This is a genomic window from Microcoleus sp. Pol10D4 (assembly GCF_036701555.1).
GTDB lineage: Bacteria > Cyanobacteriota > Cyanobacteriia > Cyanobacteriales > Microcoleaceae > Microcoleus.
The window spans coordinates 71,414-89,990 of record NZ_JAUBRA010000022.1; the positions used below are offsets into that span (position 1 = coordinate 71,414).

Annotated in this window: 22 protein-coding genes and 1 tRNA gene; 6 read left to right on the forward strand and 17 right to left on the reverse strand. The window is 45.3% G+C overall.

Annotated elements, in window-relative coordinates:
- Positions 1 to 70: 70 nt before the first annotated feature.
- The 9 genes from QUA36_RS13655 to QUA36_RS13695 all read right to left on the reverse strand — a co-directional run bounded on the left by QUA36_RS13655 (position 71) and on the right by QUA36_RS13695 (position 8,259).
- On the reverse strand, positions 71 to 814 hold the full coding sequence (locus tag QUA36_RS13655) for an HAD family phosphatase (protein ID WP_333458012.1): 744 nt from the start codon (positions 812 to 814) through the stop codon (positions 71 to 73).
- Positions 795 to 2,300, reverse strand: a complete 1,506-nt coding sequence (locus QUA36_RS13660; protein ID WP_333458013.1) for a mannitol dehydrogenase family protein — start codon at positions 2,298 to 2,300, stop codon at positions 795 to 797. Before QUA36_RS13660 ends, QUA36_RS13655 begins: the two co-directional genes overlap by 20 nt.
- A 1,090-nt stretch (positions 2,301 to 3,390) precedes the next feature.
- The gene (locus QUA36_RS13665; protein ID WP_333458015.1) at positions 3,391 to 3,645 is read right to left on the reverse strand and encodes a hypothetical protein; all 255 of its coding nucleotides are present in this window, start codon (positions 3,643 to 3,645) and stop codon (positions 3,391 to 3,393) included.
- 30 nt (positions 3,646 to 3,675) lie between these two features.
- On the reverse strand, positions 3,676 to 4,437 hold the full coding sequence (locus tag QUA36_RS13670; protein WP_333458017.1) for a DUF72 domain-containing protein: 762 nt from the start codon (positions 4,435 to 4,437) through the stop codon (positions 3,676 to 3,678).
- An 88-nt stretch (positions 4,438 to 4,525) separates the two neighbouring features.
- Positions 4,526 to 4,903 carry a hypothetical protein gene (locus QUA36_RS13675; protein WP_333166745.1) on the reverse strand — a complete coding sequence of 126 codons (378 nt, stop codon included), beginning with the start codon at positions 4,901 to 4,903 and terminating at the stop codon, positions 4,526 to 4,528.
- Positions 4,904 to 5,077: 174 nt separating this feature from the next.
- The gene (gene ygfZ / locus QUA36_RS13680) at positions 5,078 to 6,127 is read right to left on the reverse strand and encodes a CAF17-like 4Fe-4S cluster assembly/insertion protein YgfZ (RefSeq protein ID WP_333458019.1); all 1,050 of its coding nucleotides are present in this window, start codon (positions 6,125 to 6,127) and stop codon (positions 5,078 to 5,080) included.
- Positions 6,128 to 6,235: 108 nt separating this feature from the next.
- Positions 6,236 to 6,619 carry a hypothetical protein gene (locus tag QUA36_RS13685; RefSeq protein ID WP_333166739.1) on the reverse strand — a complete coding sequence of 128 codons (384 nt, stop codon included), beginning with the start codon at positions 6,617 to 6,619 and terminating at the stop codon, positions 6,236 to 6,238.
- Between the two features lie 68 nt (positions 6,620 to 6,687).
- Complete coding sequence (locus tag QUA36_RS13690; RefSeq protein ID WP_333091256.1) at positions 6,688 to 7,944, reverse strand: RNA-guided endonuclease InsQ/TnpB family protein; 1,257 nt, start codon at positions 7,942 to 7,944, stop codon at positions 6,688 to 6,690.
- Positions 7,945 to 8,187: 243 nt separating this feature from the next.
- A tRNA-Val gene (locus tag QUA36_RS13695) sits at positions 8,188 to 8,259 on the reverse strand.
- Between the two features lie 72 nt (positions 8,260 to 8,331).
- Here QUA36_RS13695 and QUA36_RS13700 point away from each other — a divergent pair.
- Both QUA36_RS13700 and mazG read left to right on the forward strand, forming a co-directional pair.
- Positions 8,332 to 8,961: a metal-binding protein gene (locus QUA36_RS13700; RefSeq protein ID WP_333091255.1), complete on the forward strand. Its 630-nt coding sequence runs from the start codon at positions 8,332 to 8,334 to the stop codon at positions 8,959 to 8,961.
- Between the two features lie 175 nt (positions 8,962 to 9,136).
- Positions 9,137 to 9,964: a nucleoside triphosphate pyrophosphohydrolase gene (gene mazG / locus QUA36_RS13705; RefSeq protein WP_333458021.1), complete on the forward strand. Its 828-nt coding sequence runs from the start codon at positions 9,137 to 9,139 to the stop codon at positions 9,962 to 9,964.
- A 127-nt stretch (positions 9,965 to 10,091) separates the two neighbouring features.
- Here the strand turns inward: mazG and QUA36_RS13710 are convergent, their stop codons facing one another.
- Positions 10,092 to 10,493, reverse strand: coding sequence for a helix-turn-helix transcriptional regulator (locus QUA36_RS13710; RefSeq protein ID WP_006634106.1), 402 nt, complete (start codon positions 10,491 to 10,493; stop codon positions 10,092 to 10,094).
- Between the two features lie 188 nt (positions 10,494 to 10,681).
- Here QUA36_RS13710 and QUA36_RS13715 point away from each other — a divergent pair, with 188 nt between their 5' ends.
- Positions 10,682 to 11,065, forward strand: coding sequence for a hypothetical protein (locus tag QUA36_RS13715; protein ID WP_333458023.1), 384 nt, complete (start codon positions 10,682 to 10,684; stop codon positions 11,063 to 11,065).
- Positions 11,066 to 11,193: 128 nt separating this feature from the next.
- Here QUA36_RS13715 and QUA36_RS13720 read toward each other — a convergent pair whose 3' ends face one another.
- Together QUA36_RS13720 and QUA36_RS13725 are read right to left on the reverse strand one after the other, a co-directional pair.
- The gene (locus tag QUA36_RS13720) at positions 11,194 to 11,679 is read right to left on the reverse strand and encodes an allophycocyanin subunit alpha-B (RefSeq protein WP_293336342.1); all 486 of its coding nucleotides are present in this window, start codon (positions 11,677 to 11,679) and stop codon (positions 11,194 to 11,196) included.
- Positions 11,680 to 11,762: 83 nt separating this feature from the next.
- Positions 11,763 to 12,128: a hypothetical protein gene (locus QUA36_RS13725; protein ID WP_333091248.1), complete on the reverse strand. Its 366-nt coding sequence runs from the start codon at positions 12,126 to 12,128 to the stop codon at positions 11,763 to 11,765.
- A gap of 23 nt (positions 12,129 to 12,151) precedes the next feature.
- Here QUA36_RS13725 and rlmD point away from each other — a divergent pair, with 23 nt between their 5' ends.
- Positions 12,152 to 13,564 carry a 23S rRNA (uracil(1939)-C(5))-methyltransferase RlmD gene (gene rlmD, locus QUA36_RS13730; RefSeq protein ID WP_333458025.1) on the forward strand — a complete coding sequence of 471 codons (1,413 nt, stop codon included), beginning with the start codon at positions 12,152 to 12,154 and terminating at the stop codon, positions 13,562 to 13,564.
- 30 nt (positions 13,565 to 13,594) lie between these two features.
- Here the strand turns inward: rlmD and QUA36_RS13735 are convergent, their stop codons facing one another.
- Genes QUA36_RS13735 through QUA36_RS13755 form a run of 5 tightly spaced genes read right to left on the reverse strand, consistent with a single transcriptional unit; the run spans position 13,595 to position 17,668 of the window.
- A complete protein-coding gene (locus QUA36_RS13735; protein ID WP_333140690.1) occupies positions 13,595 to 13,903 on the reverse strand; it encodes a type II toxin-antitoxin system RelE/ParE family toxin in 309 nt (102 codons plus the stop codon).
- A gap of 26 nt (positions 13,904 to 13,929) precedes the next feature.
- Positions 13,930 to 14,280, reverse strand: a complete 351-nt coding sequence (locus QUA36_RS13740; RefSeq protein ID WP_333458027.1) for a type II toxin-antitoxin system ParD family antitoxin — start codon at positions 14,278 to 14,280, stop codon at positions 13,930 to 13,932.
- Positions 14,271 to 16,589: a Piwi domain-containing protein gene (locus QUA36_RS13745; RefSeq protein ID WP_333458028.1), complete on the reverse strand. Its 2,319-nt coding sequence runs from the start codon at positions 16,587 to 16,589 to the stop codon at positions 14,271 to 14,273. The genes QUA36_RS13740 and QUA36_RS13745 overlap by 10 nt, the downstream gene beginning before the upstream one ends.
- Positions 16,586 to 17,410: a PD-(D/E)XK nuclease family protein gene (locus tag QUA36_RS13750; protein ID WP_333454131.1), complete on the reverse strand. Its 825-nt coding sequence runs from the start codon at positions 17,408 to 17,410 to the stop codon at positions 16,586 to 16,588. The genes QUA36_RS13745 and QUA36_RS13750 overlap by 4 nt, the downstream gene beginning before the upstream one ends.
- A gap of 36 nt (positions 17,411 to 17,446) precedes the next feature.
- Complete coding sequence (locus QUA36_RS13755; RefSeq protein ID WP_333343618.1) at positions 17,447 to 17,668, reverse strand: hypothetical protein; 222 nt, start codon at positions 17,666 to 17,668, stop codon at positions 17,447 to 17,449.
- Positions 17,669 to 17,905: 237 nt separating this feature from the next.
- Between QUA36_RS13755 and QUA36_RS13760 the strand changes: the two genes are divergently transcribed.
- Entirely contained in the window at positions 17,906 to 18,274 is a 369-nt protein-coding gene (locus tag QUA36_RS13760; RefSeq protein ID WP_333454127.1) for a helix-turn-helix transcriptional regulator, read from the forward strand.
- Positions 18,271 to 18,567: a hypothetical protein gene (locus QUA36_RS13765; protein WP_333458031.1), complete on the forward strand. Its 297-nt coding sequence runs from the start codon at positions 18,271 to 18,273 to the stop codon at positions 18,565 to 18,567. The genes QUA36_RS13760 and QUA36_RS13765 overlap by 4 nt, the downstream gene beginning before the upstream one ends.
- Positions 18,568 to 18,577: the final 10 nt, after the last annotated feature.

The following is an 18,577-nucleotide window of genomic DNA, read 5'->3' on the forward strand; positions in this document are numbered from 1 at the left end:
TTATTAACAAAATCTGACTTTTCACATATCCTGCTAAGCGCATCAAGCCTAGGCGTGATGCCGCCTGTCTTTACACTGAGGTTGGTGATAATAGACCGATAAGATCCTCCATCCGATCGATAACTTTGTGGGCACCAGCCGACACAAGAGCATCTGCACGGCTTTTTCGTTCATCCTCGCTTATATGAGTTCCCCCTACATAACCGATAATCTGGCCAATTCCAGCGGCAACGGCAGCTTTTACCCCACTCATAGAATCTTCAATTGCCACGCAATCTAAAACTTTAGCGTCCAGACACTTCGCTGCATATAGGTAAATGTCAGGAAGTGGCTTGGGACGCGGAACGGGGAGAGAGTCGTGAGCACTGAATATCTGTTTGCTGGGGAAATAGTCGGTCAGGGCTGCAGAAGTAAGGCAAGCACTCAGCCGCTGTAAGCTGCTGTTACTTACTAAGGCATATTTAAATCGATCGTCGCGCAGATAAGATAGCACTTCAGGCGTTCCGACCGTCGCTTTTGCCTCTATAGTAAGTTGTTCGATCGCTCTCTTTTCTTCTTCAGCCACTAACCTGTCAATATCGCGCTCATTAAGACTGGTTAATGAGTCTGGGTAGAGCTTTTTGAGTATTTCCCTGTAGGGTTTCCCGGCGAAGCTTTTAACAAAGTCCTCAAGCTCATAGTATTGATCCGTAGGGAACTCACGAGCAACTTCATTTGTCAGCCTCCATGCGCTCTTAAGTGCTATGGTTTCACTATCAACGACAGTTCCGTCATGATCGAAAAGCACCACCAAATCATGCTGAAACGGTTTCATTCAAAAGACCTCCCTCACTGTAATTTTTAAGCGTAGTCAATAGTCCTTGGGTCTGGATATCTCGCAAAGCTTGGTGGCATTCATTATCTACGACCTCTGTCTGTTCGCAATTCTCCAATCCCAGAATCCCGCTAATTACCGCGCCTTCTTGAATCGCTGTAATTGCGCTTTGGGTATCCTTGGCATGATAGGGCTGACCCGACTCGCTCGCCTTTTCTCTGACTGCAAGAAGCCACGCCGCAACAGGAAGTATAATCCGCTTCATGCTGACTTTTCGGCTATAAGCATCCTGAAGTATCGGAAATATATACTTGCCTACTTTCCTCGCTGTTTCTGAAGAGATTCTCTCAGTAGTATCGGGAAGATCCTCGTTACTGAGCCTTAGTAACACCTGTTCCATATATTGTTCACACATCTCGCGAGGCACTGGTGTTGCTGCTGCGATATCGTCCATGAGATGCCGAGTAAACAAGTGGAATTCCGGTAGGGCGATCGCCTCGTGCATATACTCTATACCTGCTCTTACAGCTAAACAGGCTATGAAGGAGTGTACTGCATTCAAGAATCTCGACTTCATATACAGGAAGGGAGTGATGTCGCTAGTCATAATGACCCCCGCATCTTCCCACTTGGGGCGATCGCCTGTGAAGTTGTCTTCCACGACAAACTGCCAAAATGGTTCGGTTACAATGGGTGCGCGATCGCGAACTTGCAACAGTCGGCTGGGGTAGTTATAGTCGGATTCCTGTTCTTGAGGCACAATCCTGTCTACCACTGAATTAGGGAACGTGGCGTTATCCCTGATGTATTCTGCAAGCTGAGGATCGATCTCTTCAGCGTAAGCTAGCACTGCTTTTTGCAAGATTTCCCCATTTCTTGGGAGGTTGTCGCAAGAAAGTGTCGTGAAGGGGGTCATTTTGCGATCGCGTCGTCGCCGTAGCGCCTCTACGATAAAGCCAATTGCAGTAGTTGGAGTGGAAGGATTTTGCAAATCGTGCGCGATGTCTTCATTCGTGGTGTCGAGATTAAAACTTTTGTCTAGATGGTAGCCTCCTTGAGTAATAGTAAGAGTCACCAGATGCACAGAGGGAGACGCCATCTTTTCAAGCACATACTGGCACTTGTCTCTACCATTAACTATTTCCCTGATAGAACCGATAACTTCCGCTTCCTCACGATTTTGAGCGCAACTAGAATGTTTGGTCAAAGTGTAAAGGAATCTCTGCGGTTTCAACCTAGTAATTGTCTGTTGACTCTTGAGGCTAACCCCACAAATTCCCCATCTCTGCTCTTGGGAATCCTTCTGTGCAAGATAGTTATGTATTATGTAGGCAAGATGCCCTCTAAAAAAACGACCTGGCCCGAAATGGACGATACCAGTCTTAAGCGCCCTCCTGTCGTAAAGAGACTGTTGCCTCCACAAACCAGTTACAGTACCGAAGCGAGAACTTGAAGAAACACTGGGCGGTCTGAGTAAGTTAACCATGAGACTTCTTAAATAATTTTGATAAGGTAAAATGAAAATTGGTCAGTCTGGGTATACCCAATGACCTAAAAGCAACACAAATGTCTCAAACTGCGAAAATTTCGGGTATCCTTTGTGCCATCTACAAAGAAGCGTATTACCAGATGGTAATTAGGGTGTGACAGATAGAGCAGAGAAAGAAAAAATTAGGTAAACCTAATTAAGAATCAAAGCTCAATTGGTCATTAACCGGAAGTAAGGCACAAGGGTACGCGACCTACTGCAACTTTGTTTAACTTTGGCAAGTGCGTAAGCCGAATGTATGTCCTATAAGGTGCAAATAAAGTGCTTTTAATTCTGGCTTGAGATTCCCCAATAACTCTGTAGACTTTGATGTTATTTCCCTTGGTTGCTGCTATCCTCCGTATTCAGGAGAATCTACAAACAATTTTTTAGAAATACTTATAACAACAGGGTAATTAGGGTCTCACAGGTAGAACAGAGAAAGAAGAAATCAGGTAAACTTAATTAAGTATCAAATCTCAAGTAGTCATTAACCTGAAGTAAGGCACAAGAGTACGCCACATACTGCCACTTTGTTTAGCTTGGGCAAGTGCGTAAGTCGAATGTCTTTCCTACAAGGCGCAAATAGACTACTTTTAAATTATGCCTTTAGATTACCTAATAACTCTTTACACTTTGTATGTTATTTACCTTGGGGGCTGCTATCATCTGTCTTCAGGAGAATATACAAATAATTCTTTAGAGGGACTTATAACCACAATCAAGCGTATACTTCGCTACAAGCAGTTAAGTTAGAGTTTGGCGTTTGTGGAGCAAGCGTCCAAAAAATAACGCTTTCCTGGAAAAGTCCTGTCTGTAGCGGATGGCTGATACAGCATTGCAAGTCCGTTTCAGTCTGTCCATAAATTTTTAAAGTTTCCTCACTCATTCTCTAAAATTGGAATTACGACTCGACTAATTGAGGAAGGGATAGCCGAAGTACAGCGGGATGCGACAGTCCATTACTCAGAGGTTGCCATCAACTTGCTGGGATTGTGGGAACACCGAGGGAATGTGGAACTGTACTTCAAACACCGCTACAAAGCGTTTAATTATCGCATCGAGAAACTGACGGAGTATTTGTGTTTCCCAATGTCAAGCGCACCCTGCGGGATTTGTTTGAAATGGAAGCAAAAGTGCTCAGTAATGTTGAGTTGAATGCGATCGGCTTGTGCTGGGTGATGTTGAGTTGGATGTGTCGGTTCGGGGTGAGTGCGATCGTCAAACAACAACCTAGACGAACGCCATCTCCGATTTCTAATTCAGCTTCAGGGAACTGCGGAGCGTTTTTGAATACGCCCAAAAGAATGGGGACGCTCTCAATTTTCGCTTGTCAAGAAGTACCCTTCTCCACAAAAGTTTTTAGCTTTGAAGCGTTGCGAACTGCATTTCCCTCTCCGTCATTGTTGAAGTAGACGAACACAGGTCGCCCCTGGCTTTCCCACTCGTGGATGCGATCGGCCCACCAATGCAAATCATCATCCGAGTAGGAGCCCCCGTAGAGATTGTTGGAGTCGGGGCCGTGGAGACGCACATAGACGAATGACCCCGTTACACGCAGGATACACGGAAGGTGGGCGCCGCTCATCACGCAGTAAGCAGCTCCTTCGCGTTCCAGCAGCGAAAATACCTCTTCTGTGTGCCAGCTTGGATGTCGGAATTCGACAGCTACTTTGATCCAGGGGGGCATCTGTTCGAGAAAGTAGGCTAGGCGGGCCAAATCGCAGCCGAACTGGGGAGGAAGCTGGATGAGCAGAATACCCAATCGATCGCCCAGGCATTGAAGTCCCTCACTCATGCGTTCCAACCACTTTTCTGGCGAGTAAAGACGCTTGGAGTGCGTTAGACCACGGGGCGCTTTTACGGTCATCAGAAATCCTTGGGGGAGGCGCTCTCGCCAGCTAGCAAAGGTAGTGTTTGGTGGCCAGCGGTAGTAGGTGCTATTAACTTCGACGGTTTGATAGTGCTGGATGTAGCGATCGAGCCTAGAGCGAGGCGGTAGCTGGTGGGGATAAAGCACACCTTCCCAATGGTCGTAACTCCAACCTGAAGTCCCAATATGAACACTCAAATGCGGGTTGGTTATCGCTTCCATGATTCGGCTTGAAATCGCTACTACACAAACTTTCGTCCCAGTAGAGAGGGACTAAGAATTTGATATTTGAAAACAGGATGCGATTGAATTAGTTGGCTCGATCGCTGCTACCTCGATCTGCCGCTTTTTCTACTGCTTCCCGTGCCGGCGTAACTGCTTCGCCCACGTTATCTTTTACCGATTCTATAAATTTTTTGGTACTGGGGGCGATCGGTTGGTCAAGATTCAGCTTTTCTCGGATATTGTCAACGGCATCATTCCCGCCCTTCTCGATATCGGTTGTTGGCTGGCGATCGGGACGGGCAACTTCGTAAGACGTAGCTTCTGGGGTTAAATGTGTAGCGTTCGCTTGCATTTTATTGCCCGAAAATTCCAATTCGGAGCTAAAAATCAGCGCTATTCCTACAGCCAAGATTATTCCAACTCGCAGGCAAGTTGTAACTAAGCGCGATGTAAACTTTTTCATTGAAAAACTCTGTTTTTTATGTGACGACTGTAATACAGAATAATTTCGGTTGTTGGTTTGCAAATCTATCTAAAGATAGGACTTGTGGCCAATTTATGGTGTTAGCATCCTTCCCAAATCAACCTCAACAAAAAAGTTTTGGGCGCTGCGGCGTCAACAGGCTACCGATCGCAACTACGAACTCAAGAAAGGTACATTTACTACTTCCCCTGACACCGATCCGACTTGCACTTTCAGTCCTTCGCCGCCCGCTTTTGTGCGGATGTAAGCAAGACCAAAAAAGCCGGATTCCGTTTCCGTAAAACTGGTGAGTTTGCCGACTTTTTCTTGTCCGATGGTGACTGCTGTTCCGGGTTCAACTGCACCGCTCAACTGCACGCCCCAAAGTTCCTGTTTGACTCCTTTGTAGGTGTTCAACCGGGCAATTGTTTCTTGACCGATGTAGCAGCCTTTGTCATAGGTAATCGTGTGTAAAAGACGGGCTTCTAAGGGGTTGTAATCGTCTGTGAGTTCAAAATCGGGTGCGGGGCGTCCTTGTTCAATTCGTAGTTGTTCCCAAACTCGATCGCCCATCGGTACGGCCCCAGCTTTGACTAATTCCTTCCACAAGTTGGCTGCATCGCTTGCTGGCGCAATTAACGTGTATCCGGGATTTGCTAAACCGCAACCAACCGCAACTCGGACTTCCATACCTGCAAAATTTATCAATTTGTGAGTAGCGTAAGGTTGATTTTCTAGTTCGGTAACTCCGATTTTTTCTAATAGTTGAGTGCTTTCCGGGCCGAGGACACTGAAAGCAACAGTTGTATCGGTTAAATCTGTTAACTCGACGCGATCCATTGGGAAAATATAGCGATCGAGCAATTCCAGGAGTTGGCGGCGGCGGTTGGGCGAAACTAACAGCAGTACGGCATCTTCTGTAGCATAAGCGGTGGCGAGATCGATCGTCCGGGCGGTGGAAGTCACAAAAACGGTGTCGCAACCTTGACCGGGTTTGAGTATATTAAAGTTATTGGTACTTTGATTGTGCAAGAACCGCAGGCGATCGCTGTCTGAGATTTGAATGCGTCCCCAGTGAGTGCGATCGTACAAAGCCGCACCTTGTTTCGTTGCTGCGATCGCTTCTGCGTCGTTACCAAAACTGACTGGCACAATTTCTTTGGTTGTTAACTCTGCAAAAGTAGCACCGGCCGCTGCTTGAATGTCGTGCAATTCTTGAATCATAAGATTTTGTTTACTGTTAACTGTTGACTGATGACTGATGACTGATGACTGATGGCTGTTGACTGTTGACTGTTGACTGTTGACTGTTGACTGACAACTCTCAACTGACTATTTGCCCAAATTGGCGAATATTTCTTGTATTAATTGACTGGCTTTAGCATCAAGACGATTCCAATCTACATCGCCAGTCTCATCATCAATCAAGCTAGTATCAATTACAACTTCTTGGCTTTGGATTTGACTGTGGGCGGGCTGGTAGTTGACAAAGCAGACTCGATAGCAAAGTTCCCAAATATCGATACATCTTTGCTCGCCTTGAAGCTCTAAAATTAGTTGATAGCCCGGAATCGGAATCTGCACTTCTTGATAAGTACCCGTCCAAACTGACTCTTCTAATTGTTTGCGGATGTTGTCGAGCACTCGGATCATCGCTGGCTGCATGAGCAGTTCAGCTTGCTGCCACGCGATCGGGCTAGTTATTTTAGGCTTCATATACAAGGTTCTAAAAAAGAAAATCATTGACATCCTCACCGCCCTAAAGGGAGGGTGATTCCCAAGAATCACTTCTTGAGTTTTCTGCTTCGTCCCGTGCCAGCTAGACTGACTTTACCACCAGTCCCCGCCGCATCCAGTCCACAGACAGTTTGTTTTACTTCCAGGCTATGCCCTAGCCCAGAAATTAGTTCCAACCCACGATTTCTAACCACCTGTGCCGCTGCCACATCACGCGATGCAGTAAAGAAACACACTGGACAAGAATGAATTCTTTCGTCTAGGTGCTTTTTGCCCGTATGCGTCCCACACTCAGGACATTGTTGTGATGTGTAGTCCTTGTCTACCTTGGCAAAGAAAACACCTCGTTTAAAGCACACCCATTGCAGTATGTTGACGAATTGACCGAATCCAGCATCGGCACTATGTTTACTCAACATTCCTCTGGCCCAAGAGCGAAAGTCGATGTCTTCAACAAATATCATCCCTACGCCGTCACTCATACGGTGGGCTAACTTAAAGTGCCAGTCTTTCCTGGTGTCAGTAATCTGTTGATGAATTCTGGCTATTTTTTGATTGAGCTTATGTCTGTTATTCGACCCTTTCTTCTTATGCTTTAATCTACGTTGCAGTAATTTCAACTCGCGTTGTAGAGTTTGCAGGAAGCGAGGTCTAGCAATTTGCTCGTTATCGCTAGTAGCTACAAACTTATCAAACCCTAAATCCAAACCTCGCGGATGACCGGATATGGGTGTATCTGGCACTGATACATTTAACTGTAATGACAACATGACAAAATATCCCGATGCCCGTCGTACAACCCTGGCTTGTTTAATTTCAAATCCCCCTGGGATTTGGCGTGACAAGCGCAAACGAATCCACCCTAGTTGAGGCAATTTCAGCAAACTTCCATTGATGGGATTTTTGCCCAATTGAGGAAACACAAACGATCGCATTCGGTATTTGTTCTTGAAGCGAGGGAAGCCTAGTTTCTTCGCTCTCATGTCCTCAAATGCCCTGTCCAGCGTTCTTAAGACTTGTTGCAATACTTGCGAATGTACGCTCGTGAGGAGGGGAAATTGCTCTTTGGCAAGAGTCAATCGTTTAGCCTGAGTGTGGTAACTAGGGTATGGCTCGTCAGCCCTGAGTATGTACTCCTGTTCGATGGAACAAGCATTTACAGGCGACTTGCGGGAATTCAACCAGTCTTTGCGCTCCCGCAAAGCAAAGTTCCATACAGAACGACACACAGCGAATATCCGCTCGATAGTATCGACCTGTTCTGGAGTTGGTTCTAGTTTGAATTCCCACGTCATGTTTAGCATGAAATTATTTTACACACTTACTGAGTATGTGTAAAGCCGTCCTCCACTTCGTTAAAGGACGGGGTTTTAGACCCAAATTTTCGATAAATTAATTTTCTAGCATTGGGTGCCAACTTTTGAAACATCCGCCCCAGAATGTTAAATTTAGTCGTCACCCAATTCAACAGTCAACCCTCAACAGCAACAGCCGTTCTCGGCTTGACGGCTAAAAACGGCTGAAACTGTTGATATTGAGTTATCGGATGGGTAATGTAGGATTTGAACCTACGGCATCCTGCGTGTAAAGCAGGCGCTCTACCACTGAGCTAATCACCCAATTGCACTCACCGGGATTTATCATATCACAGTAACTCAGAAAGATCAAGTAAAAAAAATCCTAAACTTTAAATGCCCTCTGGCCGCACCCACGATCAAATAACCCTGTGGAGTTTGCCCTTGGTGGCAGCCCTCACCTTTGGCCAGACTCAGAGCAGCAACCTGACTTTGCTCGTTTCCGGCAGTTTCTTATTCGGCGGGCTAATGTTTGGCCCCGACTTGGATATCTACTCCTGTCAGTATCAGCGCTGGGGATGGTTCAAACCGATTTGGCTCCCGTACCAAAAAAGCCTGCGCCACCGCTCTTTTTTGTCCCACGGCCCTCTGATTGGCACTGCTTTGCGAATCTTGTACCTCGCTATCTGGATCGTGGTTTTCGGATTGTTGGGATTGGCAATTGCCGAAAAAGTCGGAAACTTCGGCGGGAATTGGCAGGATGTGGTTTTGAGTTATGGGCGATCGATCTGGGAACACCACATCGAAATTTTAGCCGTTTACATCGGTCTAGAATTGGGCGCTATGAGCCACTATCTGAGCGATTGGGGCGGCTCGGCTTACAAAAGATTCAAAAAGAAAGGATTAAGCGGATTGCGCCCTCCTGGCACAATTAAGAGGCGCAAACGCCAACCAACCCGTCGCACTTCCAGCAAATCTATAGCAGAAGGAAGAAGGAAGAAGGAAGAAGGAAGAAGGAAGAAGTAATAAAATCAGCAGAAGGAAGAAGGAAGAAGGAAGAAGGAAGAAGGAAGAAGGAAGAAGGAATATGTAGTAAAATCAGCAGCAGAAGAAAGAAGGAAGAAGATGTAATAAAATCAATGGTTGGAGCCATTAACAACGTTATAACCGTCTTGGCGGTTGATATAAAAGGTAAATTATTATGTCTAATTCCCACAGTCGATCGCTCACAGCACTCAAAGAACTTATAGAAGTTGTGGCTAAATTGCGATCGCCAGACGGCGGATGTCCTTGGGATTTAGCCCAAACTCCCCAAACTCTAATTCCTCACATAATCGAAGAAGCTTATGAAACCGCCGACGCGGTTCGCAAAGGAGATAAAGATGCGATCGTCGAAGAATTGGGCGACTTACTGTTACAGGTAATTCTGCAAGCTCAAATTGCCAGCGAATCCAATCAGTTTACCTTCGCCGAAATCGCTGCGGGCATTACAGAAAAACTAATTCGGCGACATCCCCACGTCTTCGGCGATGTGGAACTCAACAGCGTGGATGAAGTCAACGAAAACTGGGAAAAAATCAAAGCCGCAGAAAAAGGCACAACTGCGGAAAAGCCGCCAACTTTAGCCTCGAAAATGAGCCGTTATGCCAGCACTTTGCCGCCGATAACCGCCGGGATGAAAATCTCTCAAAAAGCTGCGGAAGTGAGTTTTGATTGGGACAATGTAGAGGGCGTTTGGGATAAATTTCACGAAGAAATGGCAGAATTTGAACACGCTCTCAAACACGAGGATAAGGCAGCGCAGCAGTCAGAATTGGGAGATATTATGTTTGTGTTGATTCAATTAGCTCGGTGGTACGATTTAGATCCGTCGGCTGCTTTGCAAGGAACAAACGATCGCTTTGTGCAGCGGTTTGCGAAGGTAGAGGCTGCGTGCGATCGACCTTTGTCAGATTATCCCGCAGAAGAGTTAGAATCTCTGTGGCAGCAAGCTAAAGCTTTAATTGCTAAACAAAAGGGCGATCGGTAATCAATCACCGCAGATAAACACAGATAAAATGACATCAGCGTTCATCAGCGTTCACCCGCTAATATCTGCGGTTCCAAACTCCCAATCTCAAGAATTTGGTTGCATCAGTTCAGATGTCAGCAATCAACTACTCGTAAAGCTTCGCGTCATTGTACGGCGGATGTTCGCAAGCGATATAAAGCGCATTTGTCGGTTCCAGGGCTTCCCCTGTCACCGGGTCGATCGGCTTGAGGACAAAGCATAACAGAGAGAGCGATCGCCAATCCAAACTTTCTAACTTCCCGCGTTCGTAGCGACTAACAGTAGCATTACTAATACCGACATCTTTTGGTACAGGATCTCCGGCTGTCCGAAACAAAGCGGCCTCGTATTCTTTTGTGACCATTTCTGTTTCAATAATTGACCAGCCCCGAATCTCTCTAGCTGCTTTCAGAAGTTTGCCCAATCTACCGCGTCCCGTATCCGTAAATCGCACAGGGCGCAGTTTTTCCTGATCGACGACAGCCTTAAAGTCAAGAAATCCCGGCATTTTACAGATCCAATTTAACTCTTAAGCTAGCTGTACTTTTGCCTTGCTCAAGGCAGCACACAGGGTTTGAGCATTACACATTTAGAAACATTACTGCAACTTCTCTGCATTCGTGTAGAATGATATGATATAGTAAGATCCAAAGACGAACACAAACTAACTCACCCAAGTTCAGGAGTGACTCAGCCATGACAGCACTGTTTCGCCGCATCCAACCCTCGAAAAAGCTCCGCATCACCGTCAGGTCGATCGCCCAACTGCTCAAAATCAGCCAAAACCTGATTAAGCGAGTCGAATCCTGGGCTTTCGTGGTTTTCGTCCACCATCGGGATAGAGGCGGCCTGTTTGTCAGCTACCGCAGGCTGGAAGAATGGCAAAATGCGATCGCCCATCAGATCCAAACCTGCCCCACCCTTGGAGAACTCTCGCAGCTCAAAACATCCATTCTGTGCGACAGCCGGAAATTCAAAAAACAATCTCTCCCAAAAACCCTTGACTTTTTAAATCAAATGTGCATTGAAAGACAAGACGAGCTCAACATCTGGGAAAGCTTAAACAGCATTGCTTCCTAGCAGAAATGAGGCAGATTTCCTTGCCAAAAAACAGAAGCGAAACATTTGCGAGCAATTGCGAGATCAAATCACCCCAAAAATCACCCGCGAATGCTCCGCCACATTCCTGAAAGCAATCACCAAAGCAATTAAGACATTGCCTGAGCGATATAATCAAAATAAGGAGCTGCTTCCTTAGCATCATCCTGATTGAGCAAAGCCAAAGAAGCTTCCTTCAAACAGCGGATAGCTTCGACCATGCCAGGAACAGGAACGCCGAGAGAATTATACATTTCCCGAACGCCAATCAAACCGATGCTTTCGATCGGCTCCTTGTCACCCGCCAAGATACCGTAGGTAATCAGGCGCAAGTACCAGCCGTAGTCGCGCAGACACAAAGCCCGTTCGCGCTGGCCGTAAGCATTGCCCCCAGGAGAGATAAAATCAGGTCGTTTTTTCCAGAGTTTTTTACTAGCTTCTTCAACAATTTTCTTCTCACTGTCAGACAGCGCAGTAGCAATACGCACCCGCTGTTCTCCGGTTTTAAAGAAATCATTGATACTTTGGAGTTCGCCGGTACTGGGATAACGAAGTTCGTCGTCGGCTTGGAGAATAAATTGGCTAACTACGCTCATTGTTATTCAAATTTGAGGATAACATTAATAAACATTCCCATCCGTTGGCGACGGGATTCTTGGTTCGCAGACTTGCCTTGCTCCTAACATTTATCAATCCTAGAAGTAGAGGGTAAATCTCCCCAAGCGTTATGCTTGATGTTCAAGCCAGTTTCCTTGTGTTCCAGGGTACTGCGGGAAAAACTCAAAAATTGCGAGTGAGAGTTTTGATGTCGGCAGACACTTTGACTGTTTAACGAGTTTTTGCTAAATCGCCCCAACAGCATATCGCACCGACGATATCGAGGCCACTCGCGACAAGCTCGACTCCCCGGTTGAAGTTTGGCTTTAGCAGCAAGACGTTCAACAGCAGGAAGACAGCCTGCAATTGAGTTTGAGTGCGATGGCTTACGCCCCGCTTCTTCGCTACGACTTATCTCAGGAAAGAGAGAGCGATATTGCATTACCATATTAAATCCTACCACGACTACTTGTGACCAAATCTAAATTCCCGACCCCAAACTCGACGAAATTGGCAAACCCTTGCCAGCAAGGTCAACTGATTGAGATAGAGATTACCGACTTGACAGACACCGGCGACGGAGTTGGTCGTTTTGGTGAGTTAGTGGTGTTTGTGCCCGATACCGTGACGGGCGATCGAGTCCTTGTGCGCCTCGTGCAAGTCAAATCCACCTATGCTACAGGCAAGCTGGACACACTTCTGGAAGCATCCGAACACCGCATCCGAGCTAACTGCATTGTCGCCGACAAGTGCGGCGGCTGTCAGTGGCAGCACGTAGATTATCAATATCAGCTTGCAGCCAAGCAAAATCAAATCATTCAAGCCTTAGAACGGATTGGCGGATTTAGCAATCCGCAAGTTGATGAAATTTTAACGGGAAAAATCGAGGGATTTTCCCAATTTTTGGGATACCGCAACAAAGCGACTTATCCCGTGGCAATATCTGCAACAGGTCACGTCCAAGCAGGTTACTATCAAAAAAGCACCCACAAATTAGTCAATCTCAATCAGTGTCCGGTGCAAGACCCGCGCCTCAATCCTTTGTTAAAAGAAGTCAAAGAAGACATCCACTGGCGGGATTGGCAAGTCTACGACGAAAAGAAGCATACAGGAGAATTGCGTCACTTGTCCTTGCGGATCGGACGGCGCACCGGCGAGATGCTGCTAACTTTAATAGTTCGCACTGGAGAGTTGCCGGGACTCGAAGAGCAAGCATCTGAGTGGCTGAAACAATATCCTCAACTGGTAGGTGTTTGTTTGAATATAAACCCCGCTCAAACTAATGTGATTTTTGGTTCCGAAACTCGCTGCATTGCTGGTCGTTCTTATCTGCGAGAAAGATTTGCTGGGATGAATTTTCAGCTAAGAGCAGATACTTTTTTTCAGGTTAATACAGAGGCGGCTGAAGCGTTGTTAGATGTGATGGTAGGGGAATTAAGTTTGCAGGGAAACGAGGTTTTGGTTGACGCTTACTGCGGCATTGGTACTTTTACTTTACCGCTGGCAAAACAAGTAAAAATAGCGATAGGTTTAGAAGTGCAACCGGCGGCGATCGAACAAGCCAGATTAAATGCTGAGTTAAATGACGTGAGAAATGTCGATTTTCAGGTGGGGACTGTAGAGAGTTTGCTGCCTTCCTTGGGATTGACACCGGATATTGTGCTGCTAGATCCGCCGAGGAAAGGGTGCGATCGCGCGGTTTTGGAAGCTATCAAGGAAATCAAACCAAATCGCATTGTTTATGTTAGCTGCAAGCCTGCTACTTTGGCTCGCGACCTCAAGATTTTGTGCGAAAATGGGGATTATAAGTTAGCGCGAGTGCAGCCGGCGGATTTCTTTCCTCAGACTTCTCATGTTGAGTGTGCGGCGTTTTTGGTGAGGTAAATCAAAAGGGCGATCATTGTTTAGTTAAATTCAATCATCAGCATCGGTGAACAAGGCTGATAAATCTCGATAACCACTGACTACTCGAAAAATCTCTACATCCTGTCCGATCGGCATATAGAGGATGAGATAGTTGTCTATGGAGAGACTGCGAAGCAAGGGTAAAATTTCGTCTCTTTGTCGTCCAATATTGGGAAATTGAGCAATTTTGGCGAATTTAGCGTCAAGATTGCTTAAAAAGCGATCGGCTCGATCGAGTCCCGATCGACTAGCGATGTAGTCTGCAATTTGCTCGATGTCTTGAATTGCGGGTTGGGTGAGGCGAAATTTTGGACTCATGTTTCTGTTGAACTGTAGCGCGATGCCTACGGCTGGCTACGCCTACGCAAATTAGCTCGAATTTGTGCCATTGCGGTTGCACCGTCTACAACTTCACCGCGTTGGGATGCTTGCTGACCAATCAGTGCGTCTCGTTGGAGTTCTTGCAGTCGTCCTTGATAAATATCTTGGTGTTGTTCGAGTAGTTTAATGGCTGCAAGGATAACGTCGATCGCGCTGTTGTATTTGCCGCTGGTGAGTTGGCGCTGCACGAGGGCTTCGGCTTCAGGTGGCAAAACAATTTGCATGGTGTTTGAGATGAGGGGTGTTGATTTTATTGTAGGCGATCGCCCTTCAGTTAGATTGGTTTGTTGAGGGGCGATGGCTCTTACAGCCAAAATTGTTTATCCCCATCCAATTCGCCGGGAGAAATCCCTTGTAATCGACGATAAGCGATGCGGTCGGAGCCATAAAGCGGTATAGGCAAGCGAGGCTCTTTTAGCGCTCCATGATGCAGTAAGGTCAGTTTAAGTGTTGCTTCTATTAAATCTTCAACTGATACTTGCTGTAGCTCATCAGGATCGGGAATCACCTTTAAACGCAAGGGATAAGGTAGACCCATTTTTTCCGACTTTACTTCAGTTGTTATTAAAATAACTTCCTTGGGCGACAAGCGCAGTGCTAACCCTTTTGTGGGGGCTTTTAAAGCTGGATCTTCAAAGTTATAAAGTCTGGGAACTTTAGTCTTGATGCACTCCACTAAAATAAATTTAGAACCAATTGCTTTTGCCCGTTCCCGCAAATGTTCAACTTCGCTGCCACAAAAATGTCCGTCCCGGTAAATGAGTACAGTTTTTTCACTTAAGTCAGCAGCAGGAAGAAACCTTTCTAAAGTACGCTTGTCAATTTCTTCACCCTCTGTCAGAGCATCTTCTAGGCGATAGCGAATGAAATCTCCTTGCTTACCATAGAGACGCACACTAGCACAGACGTTCAAACTTCCGTTGCCTTTCTTTTTGGGAGTTCGGGAAATATCAAAACCGATGAAATAATCAGCAATTTTCAAGGATTCAGTTAGAATAAAAGGCAAGTTACCCAACTTTGCCAAAATCCCAGGTATTACTTGATTCAATATATTCCCATAATTTTTAGCATCTTGCAATGTCTCCTCATAAATGACTTGGCTGGCAATTCCTCGCCGAAGTAAGCGAGAAGAAATAAAAGTATAAAAACTGCCGTCTTCGCTGCTGTCTGCATTGCGATCCGTCTGCGGAAGAAACGTCAAAACAATATCAGCGGGAATTGATATTAGTTCATCAAGCGCTTTTTCCAAGCTAACTTTAGCCTCGGCATTACTCAAGCCATCTATGGAAACCCTTTTAACCCTACTATCGTCAATCTTCTGAGTTTTTTTATCAATCAAACTTATGCTTTCAAACTTATACTTTTTAAGCCGTTGATGAACTTCATCTAAAAAAGACGATTTCACCTTAAAATCACCAACTTTTAAAACAGAAATCCTAATAGCTCTTGAGAGAACACCGTACTCATCATGACGGCGATAAACACTACCTTGAGAGAGTCCCTTCAAAACTTCCCCTCTTTTACCAATGAATTTATTACCAAATTCAAGAGGTGTTTCCTCAAGCTTGAACTGAGGTGCCACGAATAAAGACTGGTAATCACGGCTATTGATACACTTACCTCCTAACTTGAATCCATAGGCTACTAAAGCATTTTCTGCTTTTTGCTTATATGAAGCTAAATATTTTTGTCGCTCTTGATATGGTATTTTAGTTTCTTTGAGTAAGTCTCCATATTTTACATCAAATCGATTTGCTGTTTCCTCTGTGACACAGGGACGCAGAGCTGCCATTGCATAATGAAACTCATTTGGATTCTTGCCAAACTGCACTGCAACAACAGGTTGCTCCATTGGTGCTTCTATAAGTTTTTGTTTGCTAATTGCACCAGTTGCTTTCTCGATCAGTTCTTTTCGGCGTTCTCCGTCTCCAATACTGCCAACAATATTAGTAATTGTAGCGACACTATTTGTTTCACAATCTCGCACTTTTAAGCCAAGTAAAAGCTCTTTAGGTTTGTTTCTATAGGGATGATTTTCATAAAATTCATCTAATGTGTTTTGATAAGAAAAGTAACTGTGCGGTGTGAAAACTAAAGCTGGATGCAGGATACCTTGCAGTTCAATAGTTTCAGCCCAGAAGTCTGCTTCGCGCTTAACTTCAACTTGATTTTCAGACCAAACAGTATCAGTCGCAACCGATGAAAATTTGTCACTATTTTGCAAAATTCTCACAGCTAGTTGAGCAAAGATTAAAGCTGTTGCTTGTGGTTGGCGTACCCATTGGAATGAGTAGGAGCGATCGCCAATGTCTTCTTTTAACTCCTCTTGAACTTTTGTCATTGCATCTCGCCACTGTTCTTGGGTGGGCATCGGTGTATTAGGTTTGCCCAAAACCCAAAAATATTTGTCTTCCCAGATAACAACTAGCTGATTAGGAAATTCTTTATTAGTAAACTTCTGGCAAAAACGCCAGCTAAATCTGTTGCCAATTTTGCGATCAACTTCTGGAGTCAGTCGAAAACTCATTAAATTGGGCTGCGAGATACTTAGCGGGAAAATTTCACTCAAATGGATGGGTGACGGGTTGGCTTTGGAAGAAGTTTGAAGAACAACAGCAGTCATGCAGTAACCTCTAATTTTACAGTAGAAAATTGACAAATTGAGTTAAAGGGACAGTAAAAGCAGTTTAAACCGGGATTGGGCGGAAAAATCATGTTGAACTCATCCGGATTATCTCGATAACGCTTCAAGTCTTTTTGATGCCGTTTAGCTATTGATGCCATCTCTATCTGAAAGGCTTTTAGTGTATCGACAGTTGTCGTAATCGGTTCAGATTGTTTGCCAGTCTCCAAATTATAGAATGATGCAATAGCTGGTTTTTGCGGGTAGAGATAACTGGTAGCTAGCAGGTAAAGATATGCCTGTCTGTGGTCAAACTCGGATTTTCCTGTTTTGAAGTCTAAAATGTGAAGCGTTCCATCTGGTTCGGCAAAAATGCAGTCGATCGCTGCATAGAAGTTAAACTGATAATCCCCCTCCAGAATAAGAATTGGCGGGGGAAATCCCTCATCGCCTCGATTTAGCTTAATGATGTTCTTGCCTGAGAGAATCGGATGCTGATGGTAGTTGGTCAGGATGACCAAAACTCGCTCCTGAACTGTCGCTGACTCTTGGCTTAATTGGAGAATTTCGGCCAGTTGTTCTACACCATCTTTTCCGGAGAAATGTTGAGGGTTTTGATGAAATTCATAAACTCCTTTTTGTGCCAGGATTCCAATTCGCTGAGGTGTGTTGTCAGTTGCCAAAAGTGGTGCAACTTGAGGTTCTCGCTTTCGGGCTTTAGCAAAACCCCGCTTCATGTCGCAGTGAAATTGTTCTTGCCCCACTGGCGGAGCAAACTGTGACCAGAGGTTATAGCTGGAAAATTGCCAAATTTTGTTCATAGGGTGAGCCCTCTAGAATAGAGGGCGATCATGGGTTCATTTCGTCAGGATTTCGTAAATTGCCTCTTTTGTTTTGGCTGACTTGGAAATCCCAGTCTCATTTGCCTGTTCAAGAACACGCAAGCTTTCCAGCATTTGTGTCGCAGCTTTCCTCAGATGCGGATGCCGACTTGTCTTTTGAATCTCCTCAAGCAGAAGCGATAGGGGGCGGCCGATTGAGAAGCACAGTTGATCGGGATTGGACATTTGTTTTTTCATAGTGTGGCAAAGAATGTGAAGGTTGACTATTCGATGACAAGAGCAAGACAGTACACCTGATAGCTGGCGGTCATAGCATAAGCCACACAAAGTCTCTTAGAGACAATGAACTTGCTTGTGTACGCTATCAGTAGAGTATTTTAGGGTTGACGCTGGCCGTCAACGCTTTTCAGTCTAGCAGGGGTTGCCGAGCTACGTCAACCCCTGCTATGATGTTTTAGTAAGTAGGGAAAAAACATGAGTAAGACTTTTGGTCAGCTAATCCGTCAAGCTCGTCAGGGAAAAGGATTTAGTCAGCGCGACCTGGCGAAGCTAGTAAAAGTGGACTATACCTACCTGTCCAAACTAGAGAATGACCGCGCTGAGTATCCCCCTAAAGAGGAGGTCATTCAGTCGTTAGCACATCAATTAGAGTTAGAGCTCAAAGAGCTACGCGATTTAGCCGGTAGAATTACTCCAGAAGATGCCAAAGTTGTTCAGGATCTTGTCAAAAGGTATCCAAAACAAATTCCAGTTTTGCTGCGTCAAATGCGAGATCATCCCGAACTAGCTAAAAAATTTATCCAGGAAGCTAAAGAAGCAGAAAGTGAGGAGAAACAAAGTTGAGTGTAATCAAACCTTTTCAATTTTTATCTAAAACCCAAATTGAGGATATAGCTAATGACCTTCTCATGCGTATGCAGGGCACACATAATTTTCCCAGATGGCCTGGTTTAGCTGATTATGCTGCTGGTTTTTTAGACCTCAGCATCGATACGTGTTGTGATATACCGCCCTATAATGGCAAAGCAGTAGCAGCTAGAATTTATCCCCTGACACGTCTGATAGAAATTACTCCTTTCCCGCTCAAAGAGTACAGAAAATGCTATAGTAAAAAAAAGCGAGGAAAATATCAATGAATCTGAGCCA